Origin of the sequence: Microbacterium phyllosphaerae, from assembly GCF_050628115.1 — a bacterium.
Taxonomy (GTDB): domain Bacteria; phylum Actinomycetota; class Actinomycetes; order Actinomycetales; family Microbacteriaceae; genus Microbacterium; species Microbacterium phyllosphaerae_A.
Genome location: NZ_CP192502.1, coordinates 2,989,588 through 3,014,165, shown reverse-complemented (window position 1 = coordinate 3,014,165; position 24,578 = coordinate 2,989,588). Strand labels below are relative to the sequence as shown.

General features: G+C 68.2%; 24 protein-coding genes and 4 tRNA genes. 17 read left to right on the top strand and 11 right to left on the bottom strand.

Annotated features, from left to right (window positions below; translation table 11 throughout):
* Positions 1 to 12: 12 nt before the first annotated feature.
* The gene (locus ACQ4LY_RS14445; RefSeq protein WP_431072565.1) at positions 13 to 144 is read left to right on the top strand and encodes a hypothetical protein; all 132 of its coding nucleotides are present in this window, start codon (positions 13 to 15) and stop codon (positions 142 to 144) included.
* A gap of 277 nt (positions 145 to 421) precedes the next feature.
* Here the strand turns inward: ACQ4LY_RS14445 and ACQ4LY_RS14440 are convergent.
* From ACQ4LY_RS14440 to ACQ4LY_RS14430, 3 genes are all read right to left on the bottom strand, one after another.
* A tRNA-Val gene (locus ACQ4LY_RS14440) sits at positions 422 to 493 on the bottom strand.
* 25 nt (positions 494 to 518) lie between these two features.
* A tRNA-Cys gene (locus ACQ4LY_RS14435) sits at positions 519 to 589 on the bottom strand.
* A gap of 53 nt (positions 590 to 642) precedes the next feature.
* Positions 643 to 715: transfer RNA gene (locus ACQ4LY_RS14430), tRNA-Gly, on the bottom strand.
* A gap of 152 nt (positions 716 to 867) precedes the next feature.
* On the opposite strand from ACQ4LY_RS14430, the gene ACQ4LY_RS14425 reads away from it, so the two are divergent.
* From ACQ4LY_RS14425 to ACQ4LY_RS14385, 9 genes are all read left to right on the top strand, one after another.
* A tRNA-Val gene (locus tag ACQ4LY_RS14425) sits at positions 868 to 940 on the top strand.
* Between the two features lie 114 nt (positions 941 to 1,054).
* Positions 1,055 to 2,056: a SecDF P1 head subdomain-containing protein gene (locus tag ACQ4LY_RS14420; RefSeq protein WP_431072563.1), complete on the top strand. Its 1,002-nt coding sequence runs from the start codon at positions 1,055 to 1,057 to the stop codon at positions 2,054 to 2,056.
* Between the two features lie 65 nt (positions 2,057 to 2,121).
* Positions 2,122 to 2,910 (top strand): AraC family transcriptional regulator, encoded by a 789-nt coding sequence (locus ACQ4LY_RS14415; protein WP_431072561.1) that lies wholly within the window; start codon positions 2,122 to 2,124, stop codon positions 2,908 to 2,910.
* Positions 2,911 to 3,020: 110 nt separating this feature from the next.
* Complete coding sequence (locus ACQ4LY_RS14410; RefSeq protein WP_431072559.1) at positions 3,021 to 3,986, top strand: ABC transporter substrate-binding protein; 966 nt, start codon at positions 3,021 to 3,023, stop codon at positions 3,984 to 3,986.
* Positions 3,983 to 4,873 carry a siderophore-interacting protein gene (locus ACQ4LY_RS14405; RefSeq protein WP_431072557.1) on the top strand — a complete coding sequence of 297 codons (891 nt, stop codon included), beginning with the start codon at positions 3,983 to 3,985 and terminating at the stop codon, positions 4,871 to 4,873. The genes ACQ4LY_RS14410 and ACQ4LY_RS14405 overlap by 4 nt, the downstream gene beginning before the upstream one ends.
* Before the next feature lie 10 nt (positions 4,874 to 4,883).
* Entirely contained in the window at positions 4,884 to 5,912 is a 1,029-nt protein-coding gene (locus ACQ4LY_RS14400; RefSeq protein WP_431072555.1) for an iron chelate uptake ABC transporter family permease subunit, read from the top strand.
* Positions 5,909 to 6,976 (top strand): FecCD family ABC transporter permease, encoded by a 1,068-nt coding sequence (locus tag ACQ4LY_RS14395; protein ID WP_431072553.1) that lies wholly within the window; start codon positions 5,909 to 5,911, stop codon positions 6,974 to 6,976. Before ACQ4LY_RS14400 ends, ACQ4LY_RS14395 begins: the two co-directional genes overlap by 4 nt.
* Positions 6,973 to 7,764, top strand: coding sequence for an ABC transporter ATP-binding protein (locus ACQ4LY_RS14390; protein WP_431072551.1), 792 nt, complete (start codon positions 6,973 to 6,975; stop codon positions 7,762 to 7,764). The genes ACQ4LY_RS14395 and ACQ4LY_RS14390 overlap by 4 nt, the downstream gene beginning before the upstream one ends.
* Positions 7,765 to 7,894: 130 nt before the next feature.
* Positions 7,895 to 8,317, top strand: a complete 423-nt coding sequence (locus ACQ4LY_RS14385; protein WP_431072549.1) for a GIY-YIG nuclease family protein — start codon at positions 7,895 to 7,897, stop codon at positions 8,315 to 8,317.
* A gap of 49 nt (positions 8,318 to 8,366) precedes the next feature.
* Here the strand turns inward: ACQ4LY_RS14385 and ACQ4LY_RS14380 are convergent, their stop codons facing one another.
* Complete coding sequence (locus tag ACQ4LY_RS14380) at positions 8,367 to 8,747, bottom strand: SPW repeat domain-containing protein (protein WP_056307564.1); 381 nt, start codon at positions 8,745 to 8,747, stop codon at positions 8,367 to 8,369.
* Positions 8,748 to 8,843: 96 nt separating this feature from the next.
* Between ACQ4LY_RS14380 and ACQ4LY_RS14375 the strand changes: the two genes are divergently transcribed.
* Positions 8,844 to 9,503: a Pr6Pr family membrane protein gene (locus ACQ4LY_RS14375; RefSeq protein WP_431072547.1), complete on the top strand. Its 660-nt coding sequence runs from the start codon at positions 8,844 to 8,846 to the stop codon at positions 9,501 to 9,503.
* Here ACQ4LY_RS14375 and ACQ4LY_RS14370 read toward each other — a convergent pair.
* From ACQ4LY_RS14370 to zapE, 3 genes are all read right to left on the bottom strand, one after another.
* Entirely contained in the window at positions 9,472 to 10,053 is a 582-nt protein-coding gene (locus tag ACQ4LY_RS14370) for a type II toxin-antitoxin system PemK/MazF family toxin (protein ID WP_431072545.1), read from the bottom strand. The genes ACQ4LY_RS14375 and ACQ4LY_RS14370 overlap by 32 nt on opposite strands.
* Before the next feature lie 20 nt (positions 10,054 to 10,073).
* Positions 10,074 to 11,312 (bottom strand): ammonium transporter, encoded by a 1,239-nt coding sequence (locus ACQ4LY_RS14365; RefSeq protein ID WP_056307558.1) that lies wholly within the window; start codon positions 11,310 to 11,312, stop codon positions 10,074 to 10,076.
* Between the two features lie 115 nt (positions 11,313 to 11,427).
* Complete coding sequence (zapE, locus tag ACQ4LY_RS14360; protein WP_431072542.1) at positions 11,428 to 12,477, bottom strand: cell division protein ZapE; 1,050 nt, start codon at positions 12,475 to 12,477, stop codon at positions 11,428 to 11,430.
* A 147-nt stretch (positions 12,478 to 12,624) separates the two neighbouring features.
* Here zapE and ACQ4LY_RS14355 point away from each other — a divergent pair, with 147 nt between their 5' ends.
* Complete coding sequence (locus ACQ4LY_RS14355) at positions 12,625 to 13,518, top strand: sulfurtransferase (protein WP_431072540.1); 894 nt, start codon at positions 12,625 to 12,627, stop codon at positions 13,516 to 13,518.
* 19 nt (positions 13,519 to 13,537) lie between these two features.
* Positions 13,538 to 13,969: a SufE family protein gene (locus tag ACQ4LY_RS14350; RefSeq protein WP_431072538.1), complete on the top strand. Its 432-nt coding sequence runs from the start codon at positions 13,538 to 13,540 to the stop codon at positions 13,967 to 13,969.
* On the opposite strand, the gene ACQ4LY_RS14345 is transcribed toward ACQ4LY_RS14350, so the two are convergent.
* Positions 13,953 to 15,107 (bottom strand): alpha/beta hydrolase, encoded by a 1,155-nt coding sequence (locus ACQ4LY_RS14345; RefSeq protein WP_431072536.1) that lies wholly within the window; start codon positions 15,105 to 15,107, stop codon positions 13,953 to 13,955. The two genes, ACQ4LY_RS14350 and ACQ4LY_RS14345, sit on opposite strands and share 17 nt — an antisense overlap.
* A gap of 25 nt (positions 15,108 to 15,132) precedes the next feature.
* Here ACQ4LY_RS14345 and ACQ4LY_RS14340 point away from each other — a divergent pair, with 25 nt between their 5' ends.
* From ACQ4LY_RS14340 to ACQ4LY_RS14325, 4 genes are all read left to right on the top strand, one after another.
* Positions 15,133 to 15,714 (top strand): DUF3000 domain-containing protein, encoded by a 582-nt coding sequence (locus ACQ4LY_RS14340; protein ID WP_431072534.1) that lies wholly within the window; start codon positions 15,133 to 15,135, stop codon positions 15,712 to 15,714.
* On the top strand, positions 15,707 to 16,900 hold the full coding sequence (locus tag ACQ4LY_RS14335) for a ribonuclease D (protein WP_431072532.1): 1,194 nt from the start codon (positions 15,707 to 15,709) through the stop codon (positions 16,898 to 16,900). The genes ACQ4LY_RS14340 and ACQ4LY_RS14335 overlap by 8 nt, the downstream gene beginning before the upstream one ends.
* A 73-nt stretch (positions 16,901 to 16,973) precedes the next feature.
* Positions 16,974 to 18,179 carry a thiolase family protein gene (locus ACQ4LY_RS14330; RefSeq protein ID WP_311245196.1) on the top strand — a complete coding sequence of 402 codons (1,206 nt, stop codon included), beginning with the start codon at positions 16,974 to 16,976 and terminating at the stop codon, positions 18,177 to 18,179.
* 6 nt (positions 18,180 to 18,185) lie between these two features.
* The gene (locus ACQ4LY_RS14325; RefSeq protein ID WP_431072530.1) at positions 18,186 to 20,345 is read left to right on the top strand and encodes a 3-hydroxyacyl-CoA dehydrogenase NAD-binding domain-containing protein; all 2,160 of its coding nucleotides are present in this window, start codon (positions 18,186 to 18,188) and stop codon (positions 20,343 to 20,345) included.
* Between the two features lie 43 nt (positions 20,346 to 20,388).
* On the opposite strand, the gene ACQ4LY_RS14320 is transcribed toward ACQ4LY_RS14325, so the two are convergent.
* From ACQ4LY_RS14320 to ACQ4LY_RS14310, 3 genes are read right to left on the bottom strand one after another with little or no spacing between them, the layout of a single operon-like run.
* A complete protein-coding gene (locus tag ACQ4LY_RS14320; RefSeq protein ID WP_431072528.1) occupies positions 20,389 to 22,047 on the bottom strand; it encodes a GMC oxidoreductase in 1,659 nt (552 codons plus the stop codon).
* Positions 22,040 to 22,954, bottom strand: coding sequence for a YegS/Rv2252/BmrU family lipid kinase (locus tag ACQ4LY_RS14315; protein WP_431072526.1), 915 nt, complete (start codon positions 22,952 to 22,954; stop codon positions 22,040 to 22,042). The genes ACQ4LY_RS14320 and ACQ4LY_RS14315 overlap by 8 nt, the downstream gene beginning before the upstream one ends.
* A 1-nt stretch (position 22,955) precedes the next feature.
* Positions 22,956 to 24,578: an FAD-binding oxidoreductase gene (locus tag ACQ4LY_RS14310; RefSeq protein WP_431072524.1), complete on the bottom strand. Its 1,623-nt coding sequence runs from the start codon at positions 24,576 to 24,578 to the stop codon at positions 22,956 to 22,958.

Here is a 24,578-nt window from a genome sequence, read left to right as displayed (position 1 = left end):
GTCGACCTGCGCATGGGCGCCCTCGTCGAGCCGACGTCGGTCGCGTGGCACGCCGCCTCGCGCAGCGGCGTCGATGGCGGCACGACGCTGATCGCCGGCGCCGGCGCCGGCGCCGGCGCGAAGATCCTCGTGCAGGCAGACTGACCGTCGCACGCAGACAATCGTGGTGCACCCGGTGCGCGATCACAGAGTCAGCGCCCCGAACAGAGAAGCGCCCCGGCGAACCTGGGGAATTCGCGGGGCGCTGTGCCGGCGCTGGGGATCAGCCGGCGAGTGGCCGAAGTCATGGCCACTCGTCCAATATATCAAGGTGTCTAGCCAAGCGAAAGACTTGCTTGGCTATGCAGTGGCGCCGGCCCCCATCGGTCTGAAGCGCACCGGATACGAAAAAACCCCCGGATGAGCCGGGGGTTTTCGTCTGTGCGCGATACTGGGATCGAACCAGTGACCTCTTCCGTGTCAGGGAAGCGCGCTACCGCTGCGCCAATCGCGCCCAAGGGGGCTATTCAGTTTGTGAGAGGTGGCGACGGGATTCGAACCCGTGTAAACGGCTTTGCAGGCCGGTGCCTAGCCGCTCGGCCACGCCACCGTGTGGATTGACCCCACGTGCCGAAGGCCTTCCGAAGAAGGCCCCTGCACTTGAGCGGATGACGAGACTCGAACTCGCGACCCCAACCTTGGCAAGGTTGTGCGCTACCAACTGCGCTACATCCGCGTTGTTCCCGGTTGTTGTCCCGGGCACTTATGAAACATTAGCCGATGATTCCCGACTGTCCAAACCGGAAGCGAATCTCGCGCGTGTCTCTCAGCGTGGTCAGCAACGCCTCGGACCGTCCGGTAGTATCGGTTGACGTACCCCACGGGTATGGGCGATTGGCGCAGTTGGTAGCGCGCTTCCTTCACACGGAAGAGGTCATCGGTTCGAGTCCGGTATCGCCCACAGATACAAGCCCCGCACAACTAGAGTTGTGCGGGGCTTTCTCGTATACACGAGCCGCCCCACGGGTCCGCATGTGGCCGTCGTCCGCCTTCCCCGCGAAGAAAGAGAGCCCCCATGACCGACTCCCCGCACGTCTCCACCGGAGATACGCGATCCAGCACGCTGTCGATCGTGGCGCTCGCCTTCGCGTTCATCCTTCCGCTGTTCGGCTTCGTCCTCGGGCTCGTCGCTCGGGTGAAGTCGAAGGCCGCCGGCTCGCCGACGGTAGTGGCGACCACTGCCGTCGCCATCGGCGCGATCCTCAGCGTCGTCTGGGCGGTCGCGATCGTGCTCCTGCTCAGCTTCGGAGGCGTCCTCGCCGGCGAATCCGAACCCACGACGCCCGATACCCCCGCGCCGTCCGAGTCGTCGCCGGCATCGGGATCGGAATCCGGCGAAGAGCTCGTCGTCCAGGTCAGCGCCGAGCGCGACCTGGACTCGACGACTCTCGCCGCTGGCCGCACCGCGCTCGCCTTCTACGGCGAGAACGCCGGCATCGAGGTGGTCGACATCACCGAGACGGATGACGACGATCTCACCGTGACGTTCGGCGCGGATGTCACGAGCGACGACATCGACGCGTTCGCTCGCGCCATCTCGACCCCCGCCGCCGAGGGCTTCTACGCCGTCGACGCCGTGTACCCGGCGACCGGAGGCGCAGACCCCGGCGACGGTTCGGTGACTCCCCCGTGCGACGCGCTGCGGTTCGGCCCGATCCCCGTCGCGGGGCACGTCCTCGCCTGCGACGAAGCGATGCTGACCCAGCTGCTCCTCCCCTCTTCCGCGCGGCTCGTCGGAAACGCCATCGCCGAGGTCGAGGTGAGCGGCGATGTCGTGGCCGTGACGCTGTCCGACCCTGCCGCCGAGGAGTTCGCCGCGTGGACCAGGGAAGCGGCCACAGCGACGGCGCCGGGCAACCAGATCGCGCTCGTCGACTTCATCGGCGTCATCAGCGCCCCGACGGTCGCCGAGGAGCTCGCCGGCGAGTTCCAGATCTCCGGCGCGACCCTCGATGCCGACCTGCTCGCCGCCCGACTGCAGCTGCTCAGCGCCGGGGTGTCGTTCACCGCGCGCTGAGCAGGCACGCTCGTCGTGGTAACTTAGGGTGACCTAACCACGACCGCGAGACAGGCGGGGAGACGATGTCGCTGACAGGACAGCACCCCGACGAGTCCGCCGTCTGGCGCATCGGGACTCACTCGTTCGAACTCGCGGATCACGTCGAGTGGGACGCGCACTCGCATGACGATCAGCACGAACTGCTGTGGGGCACACGAGGAGCGCTGACAGCCGAGACGGACGACGGCTACTTCGCCATTCCCGGGTCCCTCGGGCTCTGGATCCCCGCCGGCGTAACCCACCGGGTGGTGGCGGCAGCAGGCACCGCGTTCCGCTGCACATTCATCGATGCCGACATCCACCCGATCGCCGCACGCACGACAGCCGTCGCGATTCCCGAGGTGGTCCGCGCGGTGCTCGACAGGCTCGAAGCACCCCCGTACCTCTCGGCCTCGCCGCGCGTGCACGCCGAGGAGCTGGCGCTGAGCCTGCTCGAACCGGTCGAGGTGTCGACGATCGACCTCCCGCTCCCTCTCGACATGAGAACGCGCCTCGTCGCGCAAGCGCTGCTCTCGGACCCCGCCGATGATCGATCCATCGAGGACTGGGGGCGCCACGTGGGCGCCAGCGCCCGCAACCTGTCGCGACTCTTCGTCGCCGAGACGGGCCTGAGCTTCTCGACCTGGCGCACTCGCGCGCGCATGCGCCGCGCCATCGAATGGCTGGCAGCCGACCACACCGTCGCGCATGTCAGCCGCCGCTCCGGATACGCGACGCCGAGTGCGTTCGTGCAGGCGTTCCGGCGTGAGCTCGGTCGCACGCCCGGGGAGTTCGCCTCCGTGCGCAGTGAAGCGATCAAGAAGTCGGCCTGAGCGCGACAGGGGCTGGCATCTGGGCGACACGGAGCCAGTTCATACTAGGTAAGCCAAGCCTTAGCTAACCTTCTTGGCGCCCTCCCGAACTGACTCCTGGAAGACGATCCATGCGCTCCACGCCCCTCTCGCTCGTCGCGCTCGCCGCGACCGGCCTCCTGCTCACCTCCTGCGCCGGCTCCACCGCAGCCGGCTCCTCCGGCCATGCCGAGACGGTCGAGCTCACCACTCCCGCCGGCATCGACATCGAGATCCCCGCCGAGCCGCAGTCCGCTCTCGGCTTCTACACGACCGATCTCGACATCCTCATCACCCTCGGCTTCGAGCTCGCCGATACCCAGCCGATCCGCGACGACTTCACCGCATTCCCCGACTTCTTCCCTCAGGCGGAGCTCGAAGGACTCGAGACCTTCGGCAACTTCCCCGAGTTCAACCTCGAAGCCGTGCTCGAGGCCGACCCGGACTTCATCCTGAACGGCCTGGGCTACGAGGAGGACCTCGACGGCAAGCTGCAGAAGATCGCGCCGACCTACACGTACAACGCCTTCGACGGCGGGGACTGGCGCGATGTGGTCGCGCAGGCGGCATCCGATCTCGGCCGCGAAGACCAGTGGCAGGCGTGGGTCGACCAGTACGAGGAGCGCGTCGCCGACATCAAGGCGCGCCTCGATGCCGCCGACATCCACCCCGTCGTCGCCGACGTCGGCTACTTCGAGGGTCAGGTCACCACCTCCTGCTACGGCGTGCCGTGCCTGGTGTTCGCCGACCTCGGCCTCGAGATGCACGAGCTCATGAACGCGACCGACGAGGGACTCCCCGCGAGCGACGACTACACCGAGCTCAGCCCCGAGCAGGTGGGCCAGCTCGAGGGCATCGACGTCGTCTTCACCGGAGCCGACGAGGACGGCACGGTCTGGATCGAGGACGACGCCGCGCTGCAGCAGAACCAGCTCTGGCAGAATCTGTCGTTCGTTCAGGACGGCGCCTACTTCCCGTACAACTACGAGATGATCTACGGCTCGCCCAGCGGCATGGACGCGTTCCTCACCGTCGTCGAGAAGGCGCTGCTCGGATGACCGTCAACCTGATCCACCGCATCGTCGTCCAGCGCGTCGAGCGTCTGAGCCCCGGAATGGTCCGCATCGTGTTCGGCGGAGACGGACTCGACGGATTCGTCTCGACCGAAGTCGGCGACGAGTACTTCCGCGTGTTCTTCCCCACCGAGGGCCAGCACGAGCCGAACCTCCCCTTCCCCACGGATGACGGCTACTGGGACTTCCCCGAGGGCGTCGAGCCAGCACCGATGCGCACCTACACGGTGCGGGGGTGGGATGCTGCGGCCGGCGAGCTCACGATCGACTTCGTCGTGCACGACGGCGGCGTCGCCGCGGCCTGGGCCCTGCATGCGAAGCCGGGCGACGTGGTGGGTGTCAACACCCCGAAGGGGCTGTACGACCCGCCCGCCGACATCGAATGGCAGCTGCTGATCGCCGACGCGACCGGGCTCCCCGCTGCCGCGCGCCTCGCCGAGAACGCCCCGTCGGGCATCCGCACCCGCGTGGTGCTCGAGGTCTCCACGCCCGAGGACGAGCTGGACCTCACGCCCGCGGAGGGCGTCGAGTTGCACTGGGTGCACGGCGGCAACGGCCATGCCCCCACCCGGATCGAGGAGATCCTCCGAGCGTCCGAGCTTCCCCGCGGCCCCGGATACGTCTGGGTCGCCGGAGAGACCAAGGCGACCCGTGGCGTGCGCAAACACCTGCGGCACGAGCTCAAGCTCCCCGCCGCCGCATACAAGGTGATCGGCTATTGGACAGAGAACGCCGAAGCGTGGCGTGAGAGGTACGAGTCCCTCGACGAATCCACTCACGCACGCCTGATGGCGATGTGGGACGACGAGTCCCGCCCCGCGGAGGACATCGAGGAGGCCTACGAGGCCGAGCTCGAGAAGCTGGGTCTGTGATCGCCGACTCATGACCGCCGTTCTCTCCGAGGAGCAGGCGACCCAGGTCTCGGCCACGCGCCGGGGCCTGGTCGTCCTCGTCCTCGCCATCGCACTCGCGATCGCCTCTGTCGCCAGCATCTTCCTCGGCTCCCAGCGCATCAGCGTCGACGAGGTCTGGAGCGGACTGACGACAGGAGCAGGCGACCCCGGCGCGATCGTCCAGGGCATGCGCGTCCCCCGCACCCTGATCGGTCTGGCGGTCGGAGCCGCTCTCGGCATCGCTGGAGCGCTCATCCAGGGCTTCACCCGCAATCCGCTCGCAGACCCCGGGATACTCGGAGTCAACGCGGGCGCCAGCCTCGGAGTCACGATCGGTGTGGCGTTCTTCGGAGTCACCGCCGCCAGCGGGTACATCTGGTTCGCATTCGCGGGCGCGATCGTCGCGACCGTGCTCGTCTACCTCATCGGCTCGGCGGGCCGCACAGCGCCCGACCCGATGCGCATGACGCTCTCCGGCGTCGCGCTCGGCGCCGTCATGGGAGGTGTGGTCGCAGCGATCGGGCTGTTGAATCCGAAAGCCTTCGACTCGATCCGCTCGTGGAACGCAGGATCACTGTCGGCGCTCACCCCGGATGTCTACACGGTTCTCCCCTTCCTCCTGCTCGGACTCGTGCTCGCCTTCGCTCTTGCGCCCTCGCTCAACGCCCTGGCGCTGGGCGACGACCTGGCGACCGCTCTCGGCTCGCGCGTCGTGCTCACGCGGGTGCTGTCGATCCTCGCGGTCACGCTGCTCTGCGGGGCCGCTACTGCCGCGGCCGGGCCCATCGCCTTCGTCGGCCTGATGGTTCCGCACGCCGTCCGCTGGTTCGTCGGGCCGCATCAGGGGTGGATCCTCCTGGGCACCGTCTTCGCCGCTCCCCTGCTCCTGCTGACCGCAGACGTCGTGGGCCGCCTGGTCCTTCGCACCGGAGAGCTCCCCGTCTCCGTCGTCACCGCATTGATCGGTGCCCCCGTGCTCATCGCCCTCGTCCGCAGGAAGAAGGTGAGCGGACTGTGACCGCTCTGCTCCCTCGGTCGACCGAGGTCGATGCCGGTCGCCGGGTCTTCACGCCGCGGACCGATGTCTTCTCGCGTCGCATCGGGGTCCGCGCCACCGTCGTGACGGTGGCCGCGCTGCTCGCCGCCGTCGCCGTCGGCGTCTTCGCCCTGACTCTCGGCGACGCCCCGTTCTCTCCGGGAGAAGTGCTCATGACGCTCCTCGGCTTCGGCGAGCCGCGCGCCGAACTCGTGATCATCGAGTGGCGACTCCCCCGTGTCCTCGCGGCTCTGGTGTTCGGCGTCGCCCTCGGCATCGGCGGTGCGATCTTCCAGTCGCTGACACGCAATCCGCTGGGCAGCCCCGACGTCATCGGCTTCGACGCCGGCGCCTACACCGGTGCGCTCATCGTGATCACCACCATGGGCATCAGCGTCGCCTCGACCGCTGCGGCTGCACTGGCGGGCGGCGCGGTGACGGCTCTGCTCGTCTACCTGCTCGCGTTCCGTCGCGGCTTCACGGGCTTCCGGCTCATCATCGTCGGCATCGGCGTCGCCTCGATGCTCGCGTCGGTGAACACGTGGATCATCCTCAATGCCGACCTGCGCATCGCGATGCTCGCGAGTGCATGGGGCGCGGGGTCGCTCAACGTCATCACCGCCGAACAGGTCGCCATCGCCGCGTGCGTCATCGTCCCGATCGGCATCGCCGTGGCCACGCTCGCCGATCGGATGCATCTGCTCGAGCTCGGAGACGACACGGCCTCGGCGCTCAGCGTCCGCACCGGCGGGACACGGCTGACCCTCATCGTCCTCGGCGTCTGCCTCACCGCAGCCGTGACGGCGATGGCGGGGCCGATCGCGTTCATCTCACTCGCCGCCCCGCAGATCGCGCGCCGTCTCACCGGATCAGCGAGCGTGACCCTCACGGCTTCGGCCGCGGTCGGCGCCCTGCTGCTGGTATCCAGCGACGTGCTGGCGCAACGGCTGTTCGCGCCCACCCAGATCCCCGTCGGAATCGTCACGGTCTGCCTCGGCGGCGTCTATCTGGTGTGGCTGCTCATCAAGGAAGCGAGAAAGCGATGACCGTCATCGACACGTCCACTGCGCGGCTGCGCGCGGAAGACCTCACGATCGGCTACGACGGCCGTGTCGTGTCCGAGCACCTCGGCGTCGACATCCCCGCAGACGCCTTCACCGTGATCGTCGGGCCGAACGCCTGTGGCAAGTCGACTCTGCTGCGAGCCTTCGCCCGACTCCTGAAGCCCAGGAGCGGCCACGTGCTGCTGGACGGTCGTGCGATCACCGAGCTCCCCACCAAGGAGATCGCGCGACGCCTCGGCCTGCTTCCGCAGACCTCGATCGCCCCCGACGGCATCCGCGTCTCCGACCTGGTGGCGCGCGGGCGCCATCCGCACCAGACGATCCTCCGGCAGTGGTCGCATGACGACCAGACGGCTGTCGCCACCGCACTCGCCGCGACCGGGACGACGGAGCTCGCCGGCCGACTCGTGGACGAGCTCTCCGGAGGACAGCGGCAACGGGTGTGGGTCGCGATGCTCCTCGCGCAGGAGTCTCCGACCATGCTGCTCGACGAGCCGACGACCTTCCTCGACATCGCGCACCAATATGACCTGCTGCGGCTCTTCCACGGCTTGCACCAGCAGGGACGCACGATCGTCGCCGTGCTGCACGATCTCAACCAGGCGGCGCGGTTCGCGGACCACATGATCATGATGCGCGACGGTCGGATCGTCGCCTCCGGCGACCCCGCGTCGATCGTGACGTCCGAGCGCGTCCAGGAGGTGTTCGGACTGGGCTGCTCGATCATCCCCGACCCGCACACGGGCACCCCGCTCGTCGTCCCGCGCTGAAGCGAATCGTGGGCGGCGCTCGGCATGCGGAATCGCCGCCCGCGGGCGTGCCTCAGGCGATGCCGAAGGGGTTGTCGAAGGGGGTGTCGATCGAAGTCCGACGTCTGTGGCCGCCGGTAGCGTGCTGACGGTGAAGACGATCCGACTGCCGAGCCCCTGTGCACTCTGCGGTCATCGCGACGCTGTGCGAGTGGCGGCAGCCCTGATGTGCGCCTGGTGCGGGTGGCGCTACGGCGATTCCCCCGACCCCGACCTCCCGCGCCCGGTGATCGAGGTCGTGTACTACATCCGATACGACCGTCGGGTGAAGATCGGCACCAGCAGACGCCCCCGCCAGCGACTCGCGAGCATCCGTCACGAGGAGCTGCTGGCGTTCGAGCAGGGAGGCCGCGCGGTGGAGCAGGCGCGGCATCGGGAGTTCGCCGAGATCCGCGAGGGTGGCGAATGGTTCACCCTCACCCCGCAGCTCGAGTCACACATCGCCGGGCTTCGCACTGTGGCCGACCCCTGGCAGCTCTACGCACGCTGGGTGAGCCTGGCGTTGCAGAACTGAAGCCCCGCACGGGGCCGACTTTCCGTGCGGGGCTTCAGAGTTCAGCGGGTCAGGCGCGTGCGGCCTTGACCTTCGCGGGCTGCGGCTGCGAGAACAGCACCACGATGATCACTGCGACGCCGACGACGACATGCGGCACCCAGACGTTCGGTGCCTCGGTCGAGAAGCCGAAGATCCACGGTGACAGCGCCAGGAACAGGCTCGCGACGATGTCGAAGACGAGGTGGACGGGCATCGGGATGAAGCCGAAGGGACCCCATTCGTACTTCGTGAACAGGCTGTAGACGATGAGTCCGACACCGAGCACGATCGGGATGATCACGGCAGGGCCGCCCATGCTCGCGAAGCCGAACAGCCACGGAGCAGCGATCAGTGCCACTCCGACGATGTAGTCGAGAATTCCATGGACCTTGGTGGGGATGAAACGCATGATTCCTCCTGTGGTGTCGTCGCGTGCTGCGACTCACAGATGGTTCGCAGCCCCCGGCGAAACGGATTGCCCACGTCCCCCTCCTACGCTGGACGGATGACGTCGACGCCACCGCCCGTTCGCACCGTCTCCGCGCTGAGGCTCGCGGTCGGAACGTGCGTGACGGGCATCCTGCTCTACACCTACGTGATCGGGATATCGCGTCAGGGTGCGAGTCTCGTCGACTACTTCGGCTACTTCACCAACCTGACGAGTCTGCTGACCGCCGGCATCCTCATCGTGACGGGCCTGATCTCGCTGCGCGGCAAAGTGGTGCCGTCACCTCTCACATCGGCGCGCGCTGTGGCGGTCGCCTGCATGATCATCGTGGGGATCGTCTACAACGTCCTCGTCCCCGGCACGGGGAGCGCGCCGCCCTGGGTGAGCGCGACCCTGCACACGATCTTCCCGATCCTGCTCGTGCTCGACTGGATCTTCGTCGACGACCGTTCGCCGTTGCCCTGGCGCCGCCTCTGGGTGGTGCTCCCCTATCCGGTGGTCTGGCTCGGAGTCGTCCTCGTGCGCGGGGCCACCGACGGATGGGTCCCGTACGGCTTCCTGCTCCCGGAGCGAGGCGCGGCATCGCTTGCGACCCACGTAGCGGGACTGCTCCTCGCCCTGCTCGCATCGGGCGCGCTCGTGTGGGCACTCAGCAGGATCCGGACCGAGAGACGCCTCCCGGCGGTCAGGCGTTCGTCCACCCGTATCGGCGCGTGAGCGCGGAGGCGACCCGACCGTAGCGTGATCGGTCGAGCACCGCGGCCTCACGCCGGAGCCCGGTCTCGTGCACGCTGTAGAGCTGCTCGATGTCGACCCAGGACTCCCGCCCCTGCGAGTCCCAGCCGCCCGAGCCGATCGACAGGTAGTCGCGGTCGCCGTCGTGCGCCTTGCTCGTCATCCGCACCGCGTAGACGCGGTCTGCGGACTCCCGTCCGATCACGAGCACCGGCCGGTCCTTGCCGCGACCGTCGTTCTCCTCGTACGGCACCCAGGTCCAGATGATCTCGCCCGCATCGGGCGCGCCGTCCCGGTCGGGCGCATATCCGATGCGGAGGTCGTCGATGCGGTCGGGGTCGATGCGTACGGTCTCGACCCGAGGCCCCCGGCCCCGCTCGGTGCGCGAAGCCGACTCATGGACCTCGTCGGAGGTGCGCAGACGCGAGACCGGGCGTCTCGGACGAGTTTTCGTCCGAGACGCCCGGTCAGATCCCAGTGCTGTGAAGAGGATCTCCGCGAGTCGTGCCAGGATGCCGTCGGTGTTGCTCACACGGTCACCCTAACGGCAGTTCAGGCGTCAGCGAGCGCGTAGCCCTCCTCGCCGTGGACGACCTGGTCGACGCCTGCGATCTCGTCTTCACTCGTGATGCGGAAGCCGATCGTCTTCTCGATCGCGAAGCCGATGATGAAGGCCACCACGAAGGAGTAGATCAGCACGCCGAGTGCGGCGATCGCCTGGACGGCGAGCTGGCGGGCGTCGCCACCGACGAACAGTCCGGTGTCGGTCGCGAAGAAGCCGAGGTAGAGGGTTCCGATGAGACCACCGACGAGGTGGATGCCGACGACGTCGAGCGAGTCGTCGAAGCCGAGACGGAACTTCATCTCGACGGCGAGTGCGCAGACGATACCGGCGACGGCACCGAGCAGCAGCGACCAGCCGGGCGTCAGGTTGGCGCACGCCGGGGTGATGGCGACGAGACCGGCGACCGCACCGGATGCCGCACCCACCGAGGTGGCCTTGCCGTCCTTGATGCGCTCGATCAGGATCCAGCCGAGGATCGCGGCCGCCGTGGCGCCGAGGGTGTTCAGACCGATGAGTCCGACGCCGCCCATGTCCTCCGCGAGCCACTCCGCACCGGCGTTGAAACCGAACCAGCCGAACCACAGCAGCGCTGCTCCGAGGAGCGTCAGCGGCACGTTGTGCGGCTTGAGGATGCCCTTCTGGAAGCCGATGCGCTTGCCGAGGACGAGCGCGAGAGCGAGAGCCGCAGCACCCGCGTTGATGTGCACCGCGGTTCCACCGGCGTAGTCGATCACGCCGATACCGCTGTCCTCGCCGAAGAGCGTGGTGCCGAGGTTCATGATCCAACCGCCGCCCCAGACCCAAGCAGCGACCGGGAAGTATCCGACGGTCGCGAACACGCCGGCGAAGATCAGCCAGCTGCCGAACTTGGCGCGGTCGGCGATCGCACCCGAGATCAGGGCGACCGTGATGATCGCGAAGGTGGCGCCGTAGGCGACACCGAGGAGTGCGACGTTCGAGCCCTCACCGGCCGCCAGGCTCGAGAGGCCGAAGTCGGCGAAGGGGTTGCCTGCGAAGGCGGTAGGGCTGTCGACGGCGCTCATCGAGAATCCGAAGAGGATCCAGAGCACTGCGACGAGACCGATCGAGCCGAAGCTCATCATCATCATGCTGACGACGCTCTTGGCCTTGACGAGGCCGCCGTAGAAGAAGGCGACGCCGGGCGTCATGAGCAGTACGAGGGCGGTCGCGGTGATCGCCCAGGAGATGTTGCCTGGAGCATCCATAGTCAAACCTCACATTCGGGAAACTGAGAGCTTCAGTGTGACGAGGCCCGATTTCCGGAATGCGTGAGGTTTGTTGCGCTGGCGTTACAGAGCGGCTCTGTGTGTGAACATCGCGTTACGCGACACTGCGATCCGCATGTGTAAGTGCATTGAGTCTGGAGATAGCGCGCAGATACTTCTTGCGGTATCCCCCACCGAGCATCTCGTCGGCGAAGACCTGGTCGAGGCTCACACCGGTCGCGACGATCGGGATCTGCGCGTCGTAGACGCGGTCGACGAAGGCGACGAACCGCAGCGCCTCCGACTGATCGGTCAGGACGTGCACGTCCCGCAGGCCCACGAGATCGAGTCCTGCGATGACACGCAGGTACCGAGAGGGGTGAACGCGTGCGAGGTGGCGGATGACGTCGGCGAAGGAGTCGTCGGATGCTATTCCCGCGGCAGCGCCCGCCTCGACGGCCTTCTCGTACTCACCGGACTCGCTGACGACGGCATGCCCGTCGAGCGCGCGCTGCCGGAAGTCAACCCCGTCGATGCGGATCGTCTGAAAGCTGTCGGACATGGCATGGATCTCACGCAGGAAGTCCTGCGCCGCGAAGCGACCCTCGCCGAGCGCGTTGGGCGGCGTGTTCGAGGTCGCCGCGAGCTTGGTGCCTGTCGGCACGAGCTCGCCGATGAGACGGGTCATCACCATCGTGTCGCCCGGATCGTCGAGTTCGAACTCGTCGATGCAGAGCAGATCCGCGCCCTTGAGCAGATCGACGGTGTTCTTGTAGCCGAGTGCGCCCACGAGAGCCGTGTACTCGATGAACGACCCGAAGTACTTCCTCCGCGCCGGCATCGCGTGATAGATGGACGCGAGCAGGTGCGTCTTGCCGACGCCGAAGCCGCCGTCGAGATAGACGCCCGGCTTGATCTCGGGCTCCTTCTTCGCACGACTGAAGAACCCACCGCGCTTGACCGGAGCGCCGCGCCCGGCGAAACGGATGAGCGTCTCCTTCGCCTCCTCCTGTGAGGGATAGGCCTCGTCCGCCCGATAGCTGTCGAAAGTGGCCCCGTCGAACTGCGGCGGCGGAACGAGGCTCGCGAGCATCTCGGGACCGGTGACGGTCGGCTGGCGATCGGTCAGGTGCACGATGCCCGTGCGGCTGGGCGTGTCGGTCATCACGGTCCTGTATCGGGGGCGCACCTGTGTCGAAGTCTTACGAATCGGGTGCAGGGCGCACGGCGTGGATCTATCGTCGAAGTATCGGCTCAACATTACGCCGTCAAAGCCCTGCATCATCGCCGCTCACCGTCTGAGGAGATCCCTGTGGCCATCGAGTTCGACACCACTTCGTCCAAGTTCGCCGAGTACGCCGAGCCAGGCCGCCTCGTCACCACCGAGTGGCTCGCGGAGCGGCTCGGGATCCCGGGTCTGGTCGTGGTGGAGTCCGACGAGGACGTGCTCCTGTACGAGACCGGCCACATCCCCGGTGCGGTGAAGGTCGACTGGCACACCGAGCTCAACGACCCGGTCGTGCGCGACTATGTCGACGGCGAAGGCTTCGCGAAGCTCCTGAGTCGCAAAGGCATCTCGCGCGACGACACCGTCGTGATCTACGGCGACAAGAACAACTGGTGGGCCGCCTACGCACTCTGGGTCTTCTCGCTCTTCGGCCACGAGGACGTGCGGCTGCTGGACGGCGGCCGCGACCGCTGGATCTCCGAGGGCCGGGAGATCACGCGTGACGCACCGACACCCGCGCCGACCGAGTATCCGATCGTGGAGCGCGACGACTCGGTCATCCGCGCCTACAAGGACGATGTGCTCGCCCACATCGGCAGCCCTCTGATCGATGTCCGCTCCCCCGAGGAGTACAGCGGTGAGCGCACCACGGCACCGGCCTACCCCGAAGAGGGCACGCTGCGCGCCGGCCACATCCCGACCGCGCAGAGCGTGCCGTGGGCGAAGGCAGTCGCCGAGGACGGCGGGTTCCGCTCGCGTGCCGAGCTCGACGCCATCTATCGCGACGGCGCGGGACTCGCCGACGGCGACGACGTCGTCGCGTACTGCCGGATCGGCGAGCGTTCCAGCCACACCTGGTTCGTGCTCAAGCACCTGCTGGGCTTCGAGAACGTGCGCAACTACGACGGATCGTGGACCGAGTGGGGCAGTGCGGTGCGCGTCCCGATCGTGACCGGCGCGGAGCCCGGTTCCCTCTGACCGTGTGACAATGACAGGGATGAGCACCAGCGAAATTCCTGACACCCTCGCCGAGATCCGCGACGGATTCCTCGAGACCCCTGAGGCAGATCGTCTGCTGCTCCTGCTGGAGTACGCGGACGAGCTGCCCGAGGTCTCGGAGGAGGTCGCGAACCATCCAGAGATGTGCGAGCGCGTGGCCGAGTGCCAGTCGCCCGTCTACATCTACGTGGAGGTGAACGACGGCGTCGTCACGATGCATGCCACGGCTCCGCCGGAGGCACCGACGACCCGCGGCTTCGCGAGCATCCTCGTGCAGGGCATCTCAGGTCTGACGGCAGACGAAGTGCTGGCGATCCCCGACGACTATCCGCAGTCGATCGGACTCACGAGAGCTGTCTCACCGCTGCGGATCGGCGGCATGACCGGAATGCTGATGCGGGCGAAGAAGCAGGTCAGACAGAAGCGCTGAACCCCTGTGCGCGGAGCCAACCGGTGATCGCGTCGCTCCACCCCGCCTGGTCGTAGTTCCACAGCTTCGTGTGGCGCGCCACCGTGAACCGGGGCATCGTCACGAGGTCGGGCCTGGCCTCCTGCAGCGCATGCGAGGCATCGGCGGGGACGAACCCGTCGTCGTCGCTGTGCAGGATCAGGATCGGCACCGCCAGCTCCTCGGCGCGGGCGACCATGTCGAGACGATCGAACGGGATCGCATCGTCTGCACCGCTGAGCCGCGCCGTGAGCGGCACCGAGAGAGCGCTCATCGCGAGGTCGGGCAGCGGCGCGCGCATGCCGGCCTCCCGTGCCTGGAAACGCAGCACTGTGCGCCAGTCGACCACGGGCGACTCGAGGATGAGACCCGCGATGCGGTCGCGGTTGCCCGAGGAGACGGCGGTCTGCAGGGCGACCGCCCCGCCCATCGACCATCCCATCAGGATCACGCGATCGGCACCGTGTCGCAGCGCGTAGGAGACGGCGGCATCGACGTCGCGCCATTCCGATGCTCCGAGGGCGTACGCGCCGCTGCGACTGCGAGGCGCCTCACCGTCGTTCCGGTAGGACACGACGAGGTTCGGGAAGCCGGCCGCGTGCAGCACAGGCACCGCACGAAGGCATTCGGCCCGCGTGACGCCTCGGCCGTGCACCTGGATGACCCAGGTCGACGACTCCGCCGGGAAGAACCATGCAGGGCACGGCCCGGCGGGCGATCCGATGAGCACGTTCTCCCGCCGCAGGTGAAGCTCGCTCGGTGTGGAGTAGTACCAGCCGCTGAACGCGGCATTGCGGTCGACGCGAGCCCCTGGTTCGATCTGCGTCAGCAGCTTTCGGCGCACGGTCGTCGCGTCGGCGCTCAGCACCGCACCCAGCTTGACGTAGCCGTAGGTGCCCGACGTGAAGAGCCCGTATCGGCCCGGCAGCTCGGTGTCGCGCGTACGGGTGAGTTCGATCGTCTGGGCGCCGGTGTCCACGGCGAGGATCTCCGCATCCGCGGGGCGCTTCGCCGGGATCACCACCCGTCTGGCGATGCTGAGCACGAGCAGGGCCATCGCCGCCCCGAGCGCGAGCAGTGCAGGGACAAGGAGCGCAACGGCGTGCCTGAGACTCTTCATCGCTTCCTGACTCTAGCCTGTTGCCGTGACCGCACACCCCGATGCCGGGACGATCTTCGACGCCGCAGTGGCCGAGCTGCGTGATATCGCGTTCCGCGCGGACATCACCATCCGTGAGATCCCCACCCCTCAAGGCCTAGCCCCGCACGCCGTCGCGCTCGCCGCCGACGTCCGCCCGGATGACGAGGGAGAGTCCGCATACGGAACCGGCCGGTTCGTGCTGCTGCACGATCCGGACACGCCTTCCGCGTGGGAGGGAGCGTGGCGGATCGTGATCTTCGCCCAGGCACCGCTCGAGACCGAGATCGGCACCGACCCGCTGCTCGCGGACGTCACGTGGTCGTGGCTGGTCGACGCACTCGACTCCCGAGGCGCCGGATACCACTCCGCGTCCGGGACCTCCACCAAGACGCTCTCGAAGGGCTTCGGCGGTCTCGCGGACGAAGGCGACGGCGCACAGATAGAATTGAGGGCGTCCTGGACACCCGAGGGCCCCTTCACACCCCACGTCGAAGCATGGGTCGAACTGGTCGGAATGCTGGCGGGTCTTCCGCCCGGTTCCGAGGGCATCGCCGTGATCGGCGCGCGAAAGGCAGCACGTGACTGAATACTCCGTGATCTCCGACGTCTCGGAGTTCCGTGCGGCATGCGCCGTACTGGCCGCAGGCACAGGTCCTGTCGCCGTCGACGTCGAGCGGGCATCCGGATTCCGATACTCCCAGCGCGCCTACCTCGTGCAGGTGTTCCGCAGGGATGCAGGGGTCTTCCTCTTCGACCCGCCGCCGCTCGGCGACTTCAGCCCGCTTCAGGAGGCGATCGGCGACGTGCTGTGGATCTTCCACGCCGCGAGCCAGGACCTCCCCTCGCTGCGCGAGCTCGATCTGCTCCCTCACTCGATCTTCGACACCGAGCTCGCCTCTCGTCTGCTCGGACACGAACGCGTCGGTCTCGCCGCCGTCGTCGAGAACACCCTGGGCATCACGCTGAAGAAGGAGCATTCGGCCGCCGACTGGTCGACCAGACCGCTCCCCGCGAGCTGGCTCGAGTACGCGGCCCTCGACGTGCTGCACCTGATCGACGTCTACGAGGCGCTCGAGGCCGAGCTCGAGGAGCAGGGCAAGACCGAGTACGCGGCCGAGGAGTTCGCGGCGACCCTCACGCGCCTCCCCAAGCCGCCTCGCGAGGATCCCTGGCGCCGGCTGAGCGGGCTCCACCAGGTCCGCGGATCCCGCAACCTCGCGGTCGCCCGGTCGCTCTGGCAGGCACGGGAGGCCTTCGCACAGGACCAGGACGTCTCTCCCGGTCGCCTCGTGCCCGACCGCTCGCTGATCGCGGCGGTTCTCGCGAACCCGCAGAGCAAGCAGGCGCTCGCCGGAGTCAAGGACTTCCAGGGCCGTGCCAGCCGTACGCAGCTCGACCGCTGGTGGCAGGCGATGGTCGACGGGCGCACCACCGAGGATCTCCCGCGCGAGCGTGTGCCCAGCGACGCGCTCCCGCCGCCTCGGGCATGGTCGGACCGCAACCCCGAGGCCGATGCGCGCCTCAAGGCCGCACGCCCCGTGATCGAGGCGACGGCAGAGGAGCTGGGGATGCCGACCGAGAACCTGCTGACTCCCGACTACCTTCGCCGCGTGGCGTGGGATGTGCCGGGCACGACGCCCGAGGCCATCGGCGATGCGCTCGCGGCCCTCGGCGCGCGCCCGTGGCAGATTGCACAGACCGCACAGAAGATCGCCGATGCCTTTGTAGAAGCAGTGCAAGCCCCGAACGAGACGCCCACACCCGCTTCGTAGGTTCGATCCAACCGATTCCTCCCGGTTTCCGGCCCTCCCTAGACTGAGGCCACCGCACAAACTTGGAGGCAGAGTGGCCGAGATCTCGGACGTCTTCTTCGTCGATGGAGTGCGCACCCCCTTCGGGCGCGCCGGCGAAAAGGGCATGTACTGGAACACCCGCGCAGATGACCTCGCCGTGAAGGCGACCATCGGCCTGATGGAGCGGAACGCAGCCGTCCCTGCTGATCGCATCGACGACGTCGCCATCGCGGCGACCAGCCAGACGGGAGACCAGGGACTCACCCTCGGCCGCTCGGTGGCGATCCTCGCAGGGCTTCCGCAGACGGTTCCCGGCCTCGCCGTGGAGCGCATGTGCGCGGGAGCGATGACCAGCGTCACGACCATGGGCGCGTCCATCGGTGTGGGGATGTACGACTTCGCCCTCGCCGGCGGCGTCGAGCACATGGGCCATCACCCGATCGGCGGCAACGCCGACCCCAACCCACGCTTCGTCGCGGAGCGCATGGTCGACCCCGGCGCCCTGAACATGGGTGTCACGGCCGAGCGCATCTTCGACCGGTTCCCGCACCTCACCAAGGAGCGCTCCGACCGGTTCGGCATGCTCAGCCAGCACAAGGTGCAGGCCGCGTACGACGCCGGCAAGATCCAGCCCGACCTCGTGTCCGTCGCGACCAAGACCGCAGACGGAGCCTGGGGTCTCGCCACGGAGGATGAGGGCCGACGCCCGCAGACGACGATGGAAGACCTCGCCGCGCTCAAGACGCCGTTCCGACCGCACGGTCGTGTGACGGCAGGAACCTCGTCGCCCCTCACCGACGGCGCGACGATGTCGCTGCTCGCCGGTGGTGGTGCCGTGAAGGAGTTCGGCCTCGCCCCGAAGATGCGCATGGTCTCGTTCGCGTTCGCGGGCGTCCAGCCCGAGATCATGGGCATCGGCCCGATCCCCTCGACCGAGAAGGCGCTCAAGAAGGCCGGGCTCACGATCGCAGACATCGGGCTGTTCGAGCTCAATGAAGCCTTCGCGATCCAGGTCATCTCGCTGCTCGACCACTTCGGGATCGCCGATGACGACCCCCGCGTCAACCAATGGGGCGGCGCGATCGCACTCGGACACCCGCTCGCGGCATCCGGTGTGCGTCTGATGATCCAGCTCGCGGCGCAGTTCGCCGAGCGTCCCGACGTGCGTTACGGCCTGACGGCCATGTGCGTCGGTCTCGGCCAGGGCGGCTCCGTCATCTGGGAGAACCCGCACTTCGACGGCAAGAAGAGGAAGTAAGCGCCGATGGCACACTCGATTTCCGAACAGTACGCGAACGTCGACTTCTCCCCCATCCAGGCCCTCACCGACGGCGAGGTGATCACGCACTCGCCAGTGCGTGACATCCGCCTCGCATCGGGCAAGGTGCTCGCCCTGATCACCCTCGACAACGGACGAGACCACACGCGTCCGAACACCCTGGGACCGGCGACGCTCACCGCTCTCGGCCAGACGCTCGACGGCCTCGCCGCTCGCGCCGCCGCCGGAGAGATCCAGGCCGTGGGCATCACCGGCAAGCAGTACATCCTGGCCGCAGGGGCCGACCTCTCGGACATCAGCAAGGTCGGCTCGCGTGACAACGCGCGCCTGATCGCGCAACTCGGCCACAAGGTGCTGGGCAAGTTCGGCGAGCTCGGCGTGCCTTCGTTCGCCTTCGTGAACGGGCTGGCGCTCGGCGGCGGCCTCGAGATCGCGCTCAACTCCAGCTACCGGACGGTCGACGCGTCCGCCGCGGCGATCGCTCTGCCCGAGGTCTTCCTCGGCATCATCCCCGGCTGGGGCGGCGCCTTCCTGCTGCCGAACCTGATCGGGATCGAGAACGCCCTCGAGGTCGTCATCTCGAATCCGCTCAAGCAGAACCGGATGCTGAAGCCTCAGCAGGCCTTCGATCTGGGCATCGTCGACGCGATCTTCCCCGCGGCGAACTACCTCGAGAACTCGCTGGCGTGGGCCGACGCCGTCCTCGGCGGCAAGAAGGTCGAGCGCAAGAACGAGCCGGGCAAGATCGAGCGACTCACCAAGTGGCCGATCGCCATCAAGATGGCGCGTGGCATGCTCGAGTCGAAGATCGGCACCGTTCCGAAGTCGCCGTACGCCGCGCTCGAGCTGCTCGACAGGGCGAAGAGCGGCACCAAGGCCGAGGGCTTCGCTCGCGAGGATGAGGCTCTCGCCGAACTCGTGACGGGCGACCAGTTCGCAGCGTCCATGTACGCGTTCGACCTCGTGCAGAAGCGAGCGAAGCGGCCCGTCGGCGCGCCGGACAAGGCGCTCGCCAAGAAGGTCACCAAGGTCGGCATCATCGGCGCGGGGCTCATGGCGAGCCAGTTCGCTCTGCTGTTCGTGCGCAAGCTGCAGGTGCCGGTGCTGATCACCGACCTCGACCAGGCGCGCGTCGACAAGGGTGTCGCCTACATCCACGAGGAGATCGGCAAGCTCGAGGGCAAGGGCCGCCTGGACGCGGACTCCGCGAACAAGCTGCGTGCGCTCGTCACCGGCACGACCGACAAGAGCCTGTATGCGGATTGCGACTTCGTCATCGAGGCCGTGTTCGAGGAGGTCGGCGTCAAGCAGCAGGTGTTCGGCGAGATCGAGAAGATCATCGCCGAGGACGCGATCCTGGCGACCAACACCTCGTCGCTCTCGGTCGAGGAGATCGGCGCGAAGCTCGCTCACCCCGAGCGCCTCGTGGGCTTCCACTTCTTCAACCCGGTCGCGGTGATGCCGCTGATCGAGATCGTGAAGACGTCGACGACCTCGGAAGCGGCGCTCTCGACCGCGTTCGTGGTCGCGAAGAACCTGGGCAAGAACGCGGTGCTCACCGCGGATGCTCCCGGATTCGTGGTGAACCGGCTGCTGGCCAAGGTCATGGGCGAGGCCGCCCGCGCGGTGTACGAGGGCACTCCGATCACGGACGTCGAGAAGGCCTTCGCGCCTCTCGGACTGCCGATGGGACCCTTCCAGCTGATCGACCTGGTCGGATGGAAGGTCGCCGCGCACGTGCAGGACACGATGGCGGATGCGTTCCCGGAGCGCTTCTACGCGAACGAGAACTTCCACGCTCTCGCGGAGCTCGACGCGGTGATCGAGAAGGACAAGGGCGGTCGGGTGACCGGCTGGACGAAGCAGGCCGAGAAGCTGCTGAAGCCCGCCGTCGGCAAGACGCCCGCGTCGGCCGAGACGATCCTGCAGCGGGTGCAGGACGGTCTCGCGAGCGAGATCAAGCTCATGCTCGATGAGGAGGTCGTGCCCGAGGTCGAGGACATCGACCTGTGCCTGATCCTCGGCGCCGGCTGGCCGTTCATCGACGGTGGGGCCTCACCCTACCTCGACCGCGAGGGCGCCTCGGAGCGCGCCTTCGGCGGAGAGTTCCACACACCGCAGATCCGCGGTATCGAGGGCCGCTGATCGGAAGCGTCGAAGGGGGTCGCGCTCGGCGCGGCCCCCTTCGTCATGCCTGCTGAACGGGACGCTCGTCGACGTCGCCGCAGCGCGGCCAGAACGACATCGCCCGCTCCGCGAGCGCCGTGATCGTCAACGACGGGTTCACGCCCGGATTCGCGGGCACCGCCGCCCCATCGACGACGTGCAGCCCCGGATGGCCCCACACGCGGTGGTACCGATCGACGACCCCGGTCGCGGGAGACGCCGAGATCACGGCGCCGCCGAGGAAGTGCGCGGTGAGGGGGATGCCGAAGACTTCGGGCCAGGAGCCCCGTGCCTCGGCGGACACACCACCCTCCTTCTGCATGCGCGCGGCGATCGCCGCAGCCGCGCGGTGCGCCTGCGGCAGGTAGCTCGGGTTCGGCTCACCGTGCCCCTGCCTGCTCGTCATCACGAGGCGTCCGAATCGGCGCCGCAGAGACAGGGTGAGCGAGTTGTCGACGGTCTGCATGACGAGGGCGATGATGCCGCGCTCGCTCCAGCGCCGGAGAGATCCCAGGCGCAGCTGACGGATCGGCGCTCGGAGGAACCGACCGACGAGACCGCCCAGTCGGCGGCCGAGCGGCACATCACCTGGCACCATGATCGACGCCAGCGCTCCCATCAGATTCGAGCCCGGTCCATAACGCACGTTCTCGACGTGGGTGCGCTCGTCGACGTGGAAGGAGGTCGTGATGGCGACGCCCTTCGCGAGGTCGAGAGAAGCAGGAACCCGCGTCGCGATCGCGCCGTCGAGCGCCTCGGAGTTGGTTCTCGTGAGTCGCCCGACAGCGTCGGACACACGGGGAAGAGCACCCGAGAGCTTCATCCGATGCAGCAGCTGCTGCGTGCCCCAGGTGCCCGCGGCCAGCACGACCTGACCGGCGCGCACGGTGCGGCGATCACGACGCAGCCAGGCACCGCTGCGCTCGCTCGTCACGGCGAATCCGCCGCCCACGAGCTCCTGCACCTCGGTGACGGTGCGGAGCGGCTCGATCACCGCGCCTCGGCGCTCCGCCAGTGCGAGGTAGTTCTTCATCAGGGTGTTCTTCGCTCCGACACGGCATCCGACCATGCAGTTGCCGCAGAGTGTGCAGCCGGTGCGATCGGGGCCTTCTCCCTCGAAGAACGGATCGGGCGTGCGCTCCCCCGGCTTCCCGAACCACACGCCCACCGGTGCGCGTCGGAACGTGCTGCCGACGCCGAGATCCTCTGCGGCACCCGCCATGATGCGCTCGACGGGGCCGGAATGGGGGTACCGCTCGACCACGCCGAGCATCCGCTTCGCCGTCGTGTAGTGCGGCGACAGCTCGGCATCCCAGTTCGCGAGTGCGCTCCACTGGGGGTCGGTGAAAAAGGTGCCGCCCGGCTGGTAGAGCGTGTTCGCATAGTTCAACGACCCTCCGCCGACGCCGGCTCCCGCGAGGATCATCACGTGCGGCAGGCGATGGATGCGCTGGATGCCGTAGCAGCCGAACGCCGGCGCCCACAGATAGCGACGCACATCCCAGCTGGTCTTCGCGAAGTCCTCGTCTTCGAAGCGGCGCCCCGCCTCGAAGACCCGCACGCGATACCCCTTGTCGACGAGCCGCAGCGCGGAGACGGATCCTCCGAACCCCGAGCCGATCACGATCACGTCCTCGTCCAACGCAACGCTCTCCCGCGCCCTCCTGCCGGTGTCAGTCATGGGAGGTCTCCTTCGCTGCAGGCACCAGGACGGTGAGCGCGGCCGCGCGGATCCCGATCGTGCACTCATCCGCACCGATCCGCTCTCCGTCGGCGTACACGACGAGTCCCGGTGCACTCACCGTCACGGAACGGGCGCGTCTGTGAACCACCTCACGACGCGACAGGTGGGTGCCTCGGAGCAGCAGCGGGAACAGCCGCAGCAGGCGAAGGCGGCTCAGCGGCGCGACCTGCACGAGGTCGAGGAGACCGTCGTCGGCTGCCGCGCCGACGCATACCGGCATGCCGCCCCCGTAGCTTTCGGTGTTGCCGACGGCCACGAGTGTGCCAGGAGCCGCGATGGCGGCCGAGCCGTCGACGGACACCGTGAACTCCATCGGGCGGAGGCGCAGAAGTTCGATCACGAGAGCGAGGTAGTAGCGCAGCACGCCATGGGGCCAGCGCAGCCGGTTGGTGCGATCGCTGACCTTCGCGTCGAAGCCCAGAGCGGCGACCGTCAGGAACGGCGCGACTCGGCCGCCGGAGCGTATCTCTCCGACGTCGATCGCCCTGGCGACTCCGGAGAGCGCGAGCTCCGCCGCGGCGACCGGGTCGTGGCGCGGTAGCCCCAGCGCCCGCGCGAGGTCGTTCCCGGTCCCGGCCGGCACCAGCGCGACGGGGACGACGCTCTCGCAGAGCAGGTCGAGGATGCCCGAGAGCGTGCCGTCTCCCCCGACGATCACCAGCACCCGAGGCGCTTCATCGAGAGCCTGCGCCGCAAGCACGAGACTCGACGCCGCGGAGTGCCCTGTGAACACACGAACGTCCGCGCCGCGAGCCCGCAGATGGGCCAGAGCCGAGTCGGCCTCACGCCCGGCGCGCCCCTTGCCCGCAGAGGGATTCGACAGCACGGCGATGTGATCGGCCACCTCAGCGCATCCGATCAGCGGAGATCACAGCACCGGGGTTGAGGATCCCGGTGGGGTCGAGCTCTCGCTTGATCGCGGCCAGGATCCGCACGCCGGTGTCGCCGATCTCCTGTTCCAACCACGGTGCATGGTCTCGACCGACGGCATGGTGGTGGCTGATCGTGCCGCCGCTCGCGATGATCGCGTCGTTCGCGCGCGCCTTGACCCGAGCCCAGACCTCCAGCGAGTCGGACCTGATGCCGGCCAGCACGGTGAAGTACAGCGAAGCGCCCGTCGGGTAGACGTGAGAGACGTGGCACATCACGTAGGACCTTGCCCCTGCATCCGAGAGTCCGTCGCGGAGGGCCGCCGTGACCGCCGCCTTCAGCGTGGAGAGGTTGGCCCAGGTGGTCGCCGTCTCGAGGGTCTCGCAGAAGACCCCGGCATCGAGCAGTGCGTCGCGCAGGTAGGGACCGTCGAAGCGTCCGTCCAGCCATCCCTCTGCCGCTCCCTCCCCGGAGGAGACTCCACCGGCAGCAGCCAGCAGCGCGGACGCGCGCGCCCGGCGCTCGACGATGCCTTCGCCCTCGTACACGGTGACGACCGCAGCGCCCTTCGAGAGCGCCTTGCCGATCCGGCCGACCTGCGCCAGGCTGACCGCGGTCTCCGCCTCGTCGGAAAGTCGGATGACCGTCGGGCCGCCGCCGCGCTGCGCCACGGCTCTGAGGGCATCGGTACCCGCCGCGAAATCCGGGAAGGTCCAAGACTCGAGAACACGCTCACGCGGGATCGGATGGATGCGGACGCGGACCTCGGTGATCACCCCGAAGATGCCTTCGGAGCCCAGGAACACGCGGACCAGGTCGGGCCCCGCGGCAGACCCCGGAGACCGCCCGAGATCGATGTCGCCGGTCGGCGTCGCCACCCGGATCCCCGTGACCATCGTGTCGAAGCGACCGTGACCCGCAGAGTTCTGCCCCGACGACCGAGCCGCCGCGAACCCGCCGATCGTCGCGTAGCGGAAGCTCTGCGGGTAATGGCCGAGCTCGTATCCATGCGCGCCGAGCAGCGCCTCTGCCTCAGGCCCGGTGGTTCCCGCAGCGAGGACTGCTTCGCCACTGACCTCGTCGACGTGCAGAAGACCCGTGAGTCGGCGCAGATCAAGACTGATCACGGCGTGGTGGCGACCGCGCTGCGGATCGAGGGCCCCGACCACGCTCGTCCCGCCGCCGAAAGGGATCACCGCGACCCCGCGGCCGGCAGCGATGGAGAGCACGGCAGCGACCTCGTCGTGCTCGGCAGGAAGGACGACGGCATCCGGGGTCACCTGATGCACCAGTCGCCTGCGCAGCAGGTCCGGCGTGGAGCGGCCTCCCGCATGGCGGATCCGAGCTTCGTCCGACACGTCGACGTGCTCATCGCCGACGACGCCGGCGAACGCCGTGATGTCGTCGGGAGTCAGCGCGGGGGCGTCGAGGATCACATCCTCGAGGTCGGCCGGCGGAGCCGGCCTGCGGATACGTCCGAGCAGAAGAGGGAGAAGCGCCCGCACAGCCCGGGGCAGATCATCGGCCTTCGAGGGGTCGCCCCAGCCGTTCCATCGCATCTCCGATCGTGCGGCGACTCTGCCGTTCTCCTGACCCAT

Coding starts and splice junctions, on each gene's coding strand:
- ACQ4LY_RS14400 (WP_431072555.1), top strand. CDS start 4,884: ATGACCGCCGTTCTCTCCGAGGAGCAGGCGACCCAGGTCTCGGCCACG.
- ACQ4LY_RS14325 (WP_431072530.1), top strand. CDS start 18,186: ATGGCACACTCGATTTCCGAACAGTACGCGAACGTCGACTTCTCCCCC.
- ACQ4LY_RS14390 (WP_431072551.1), top strand. CDS start 6,973: ATGACCGTCATCGACACGTCCACTGCGCGGCTGCGCGCGGAAGACCTC.
- zapE (WP_431072542.1), bottom strand. CDS start 12,477: ATGACCGACACGCCCAGCCGCACGGGCATCGTGCACCTGACCGATCGC.
- ACQ4LY_RS14405 (WP_431072557.1), top strand. CDS start 3,983: ATGACCGTCAACCTGATCCACCGCATCGTCGTCCAGCGCGTCGAGCGT.
- ACQ4LY_RS14420 (WP_431072563.1), top strand. CDS start 1,055: ATGACCGACTCCCCGCACGTCTCCACCGGAGATACGCGATCCAGCACG.
- ACQ4LY_RS14375 (WP_431072547.1), top strand. CDS start 8,844: ATGACGTCGACGCCACCGCCCGTTCGCACCGTCTCCGCGCTGAGGCTC.
- ACQ4LY_RS14445 (WP_431072565.1), top strand. CDS start 13: ATGGGCGCCCTCGTCGAGCCGACGTCGGTCGCGTGGCACGCCGCCTCG.
- ACQ4LY_RS14415 (WP_431072561.1), top strand. CDS start 2,122: ATGTCGCTGACAGGACAGCACCCCGACGAGTCCGCCGTCTGGCGCATC.
- ACQ4LY_RS14310 (WP_431072524.1), bottom strand. CDS start 24,578: ATGGGTCAGGAGAACGGCAGAGTCGCCGCACGATCGGAGATGCGATGG.
- ACQ4LY_RS14350 (WP_431072538.1), top strand. CDS start 13,538: ATGAGCACCAGCGAAATTCCTGACACCCTCGCCGAGATCCGCGACGGA.
- ACQ4LY_RS14345 (WP_431072536.1), bottom strand. CDS start 15,107: ATGAAGAGTCTCAGGCACGCCGTTGCGCTCCTTGTCCCTGCACTGCTC.
- ACQ4LY_RS14365 (WP_056307558.1), bottom strand. CDS start 11,312: ATGGATGCTCCAGGCAACATCTCCTGGGCGATCACCGCGACCGCCCTC.
- ACQ4LY_RS14320 (WP_431072528.1), bottom strand. CDS start 22,047: ATGACTGACACCGGCAGGAGGGCGCGGGAGAGCGTTGCGTTGGACGAG.
- ACQ4LY_RS14380 (WP_056307564.1), bottom strand. CDS start 8,747: ATGCGTTTCATCCCCACCAAGGTCCATGGAATTCTCGACTACATCGTC.
- ACQ4LY_RS14410 (WP_431072559.1), top strand. CDS start 3,021: ATGCGCTCCACGCCCCTCTCGCTCGTCGCGCTCGCCGCGACCGGCCTC.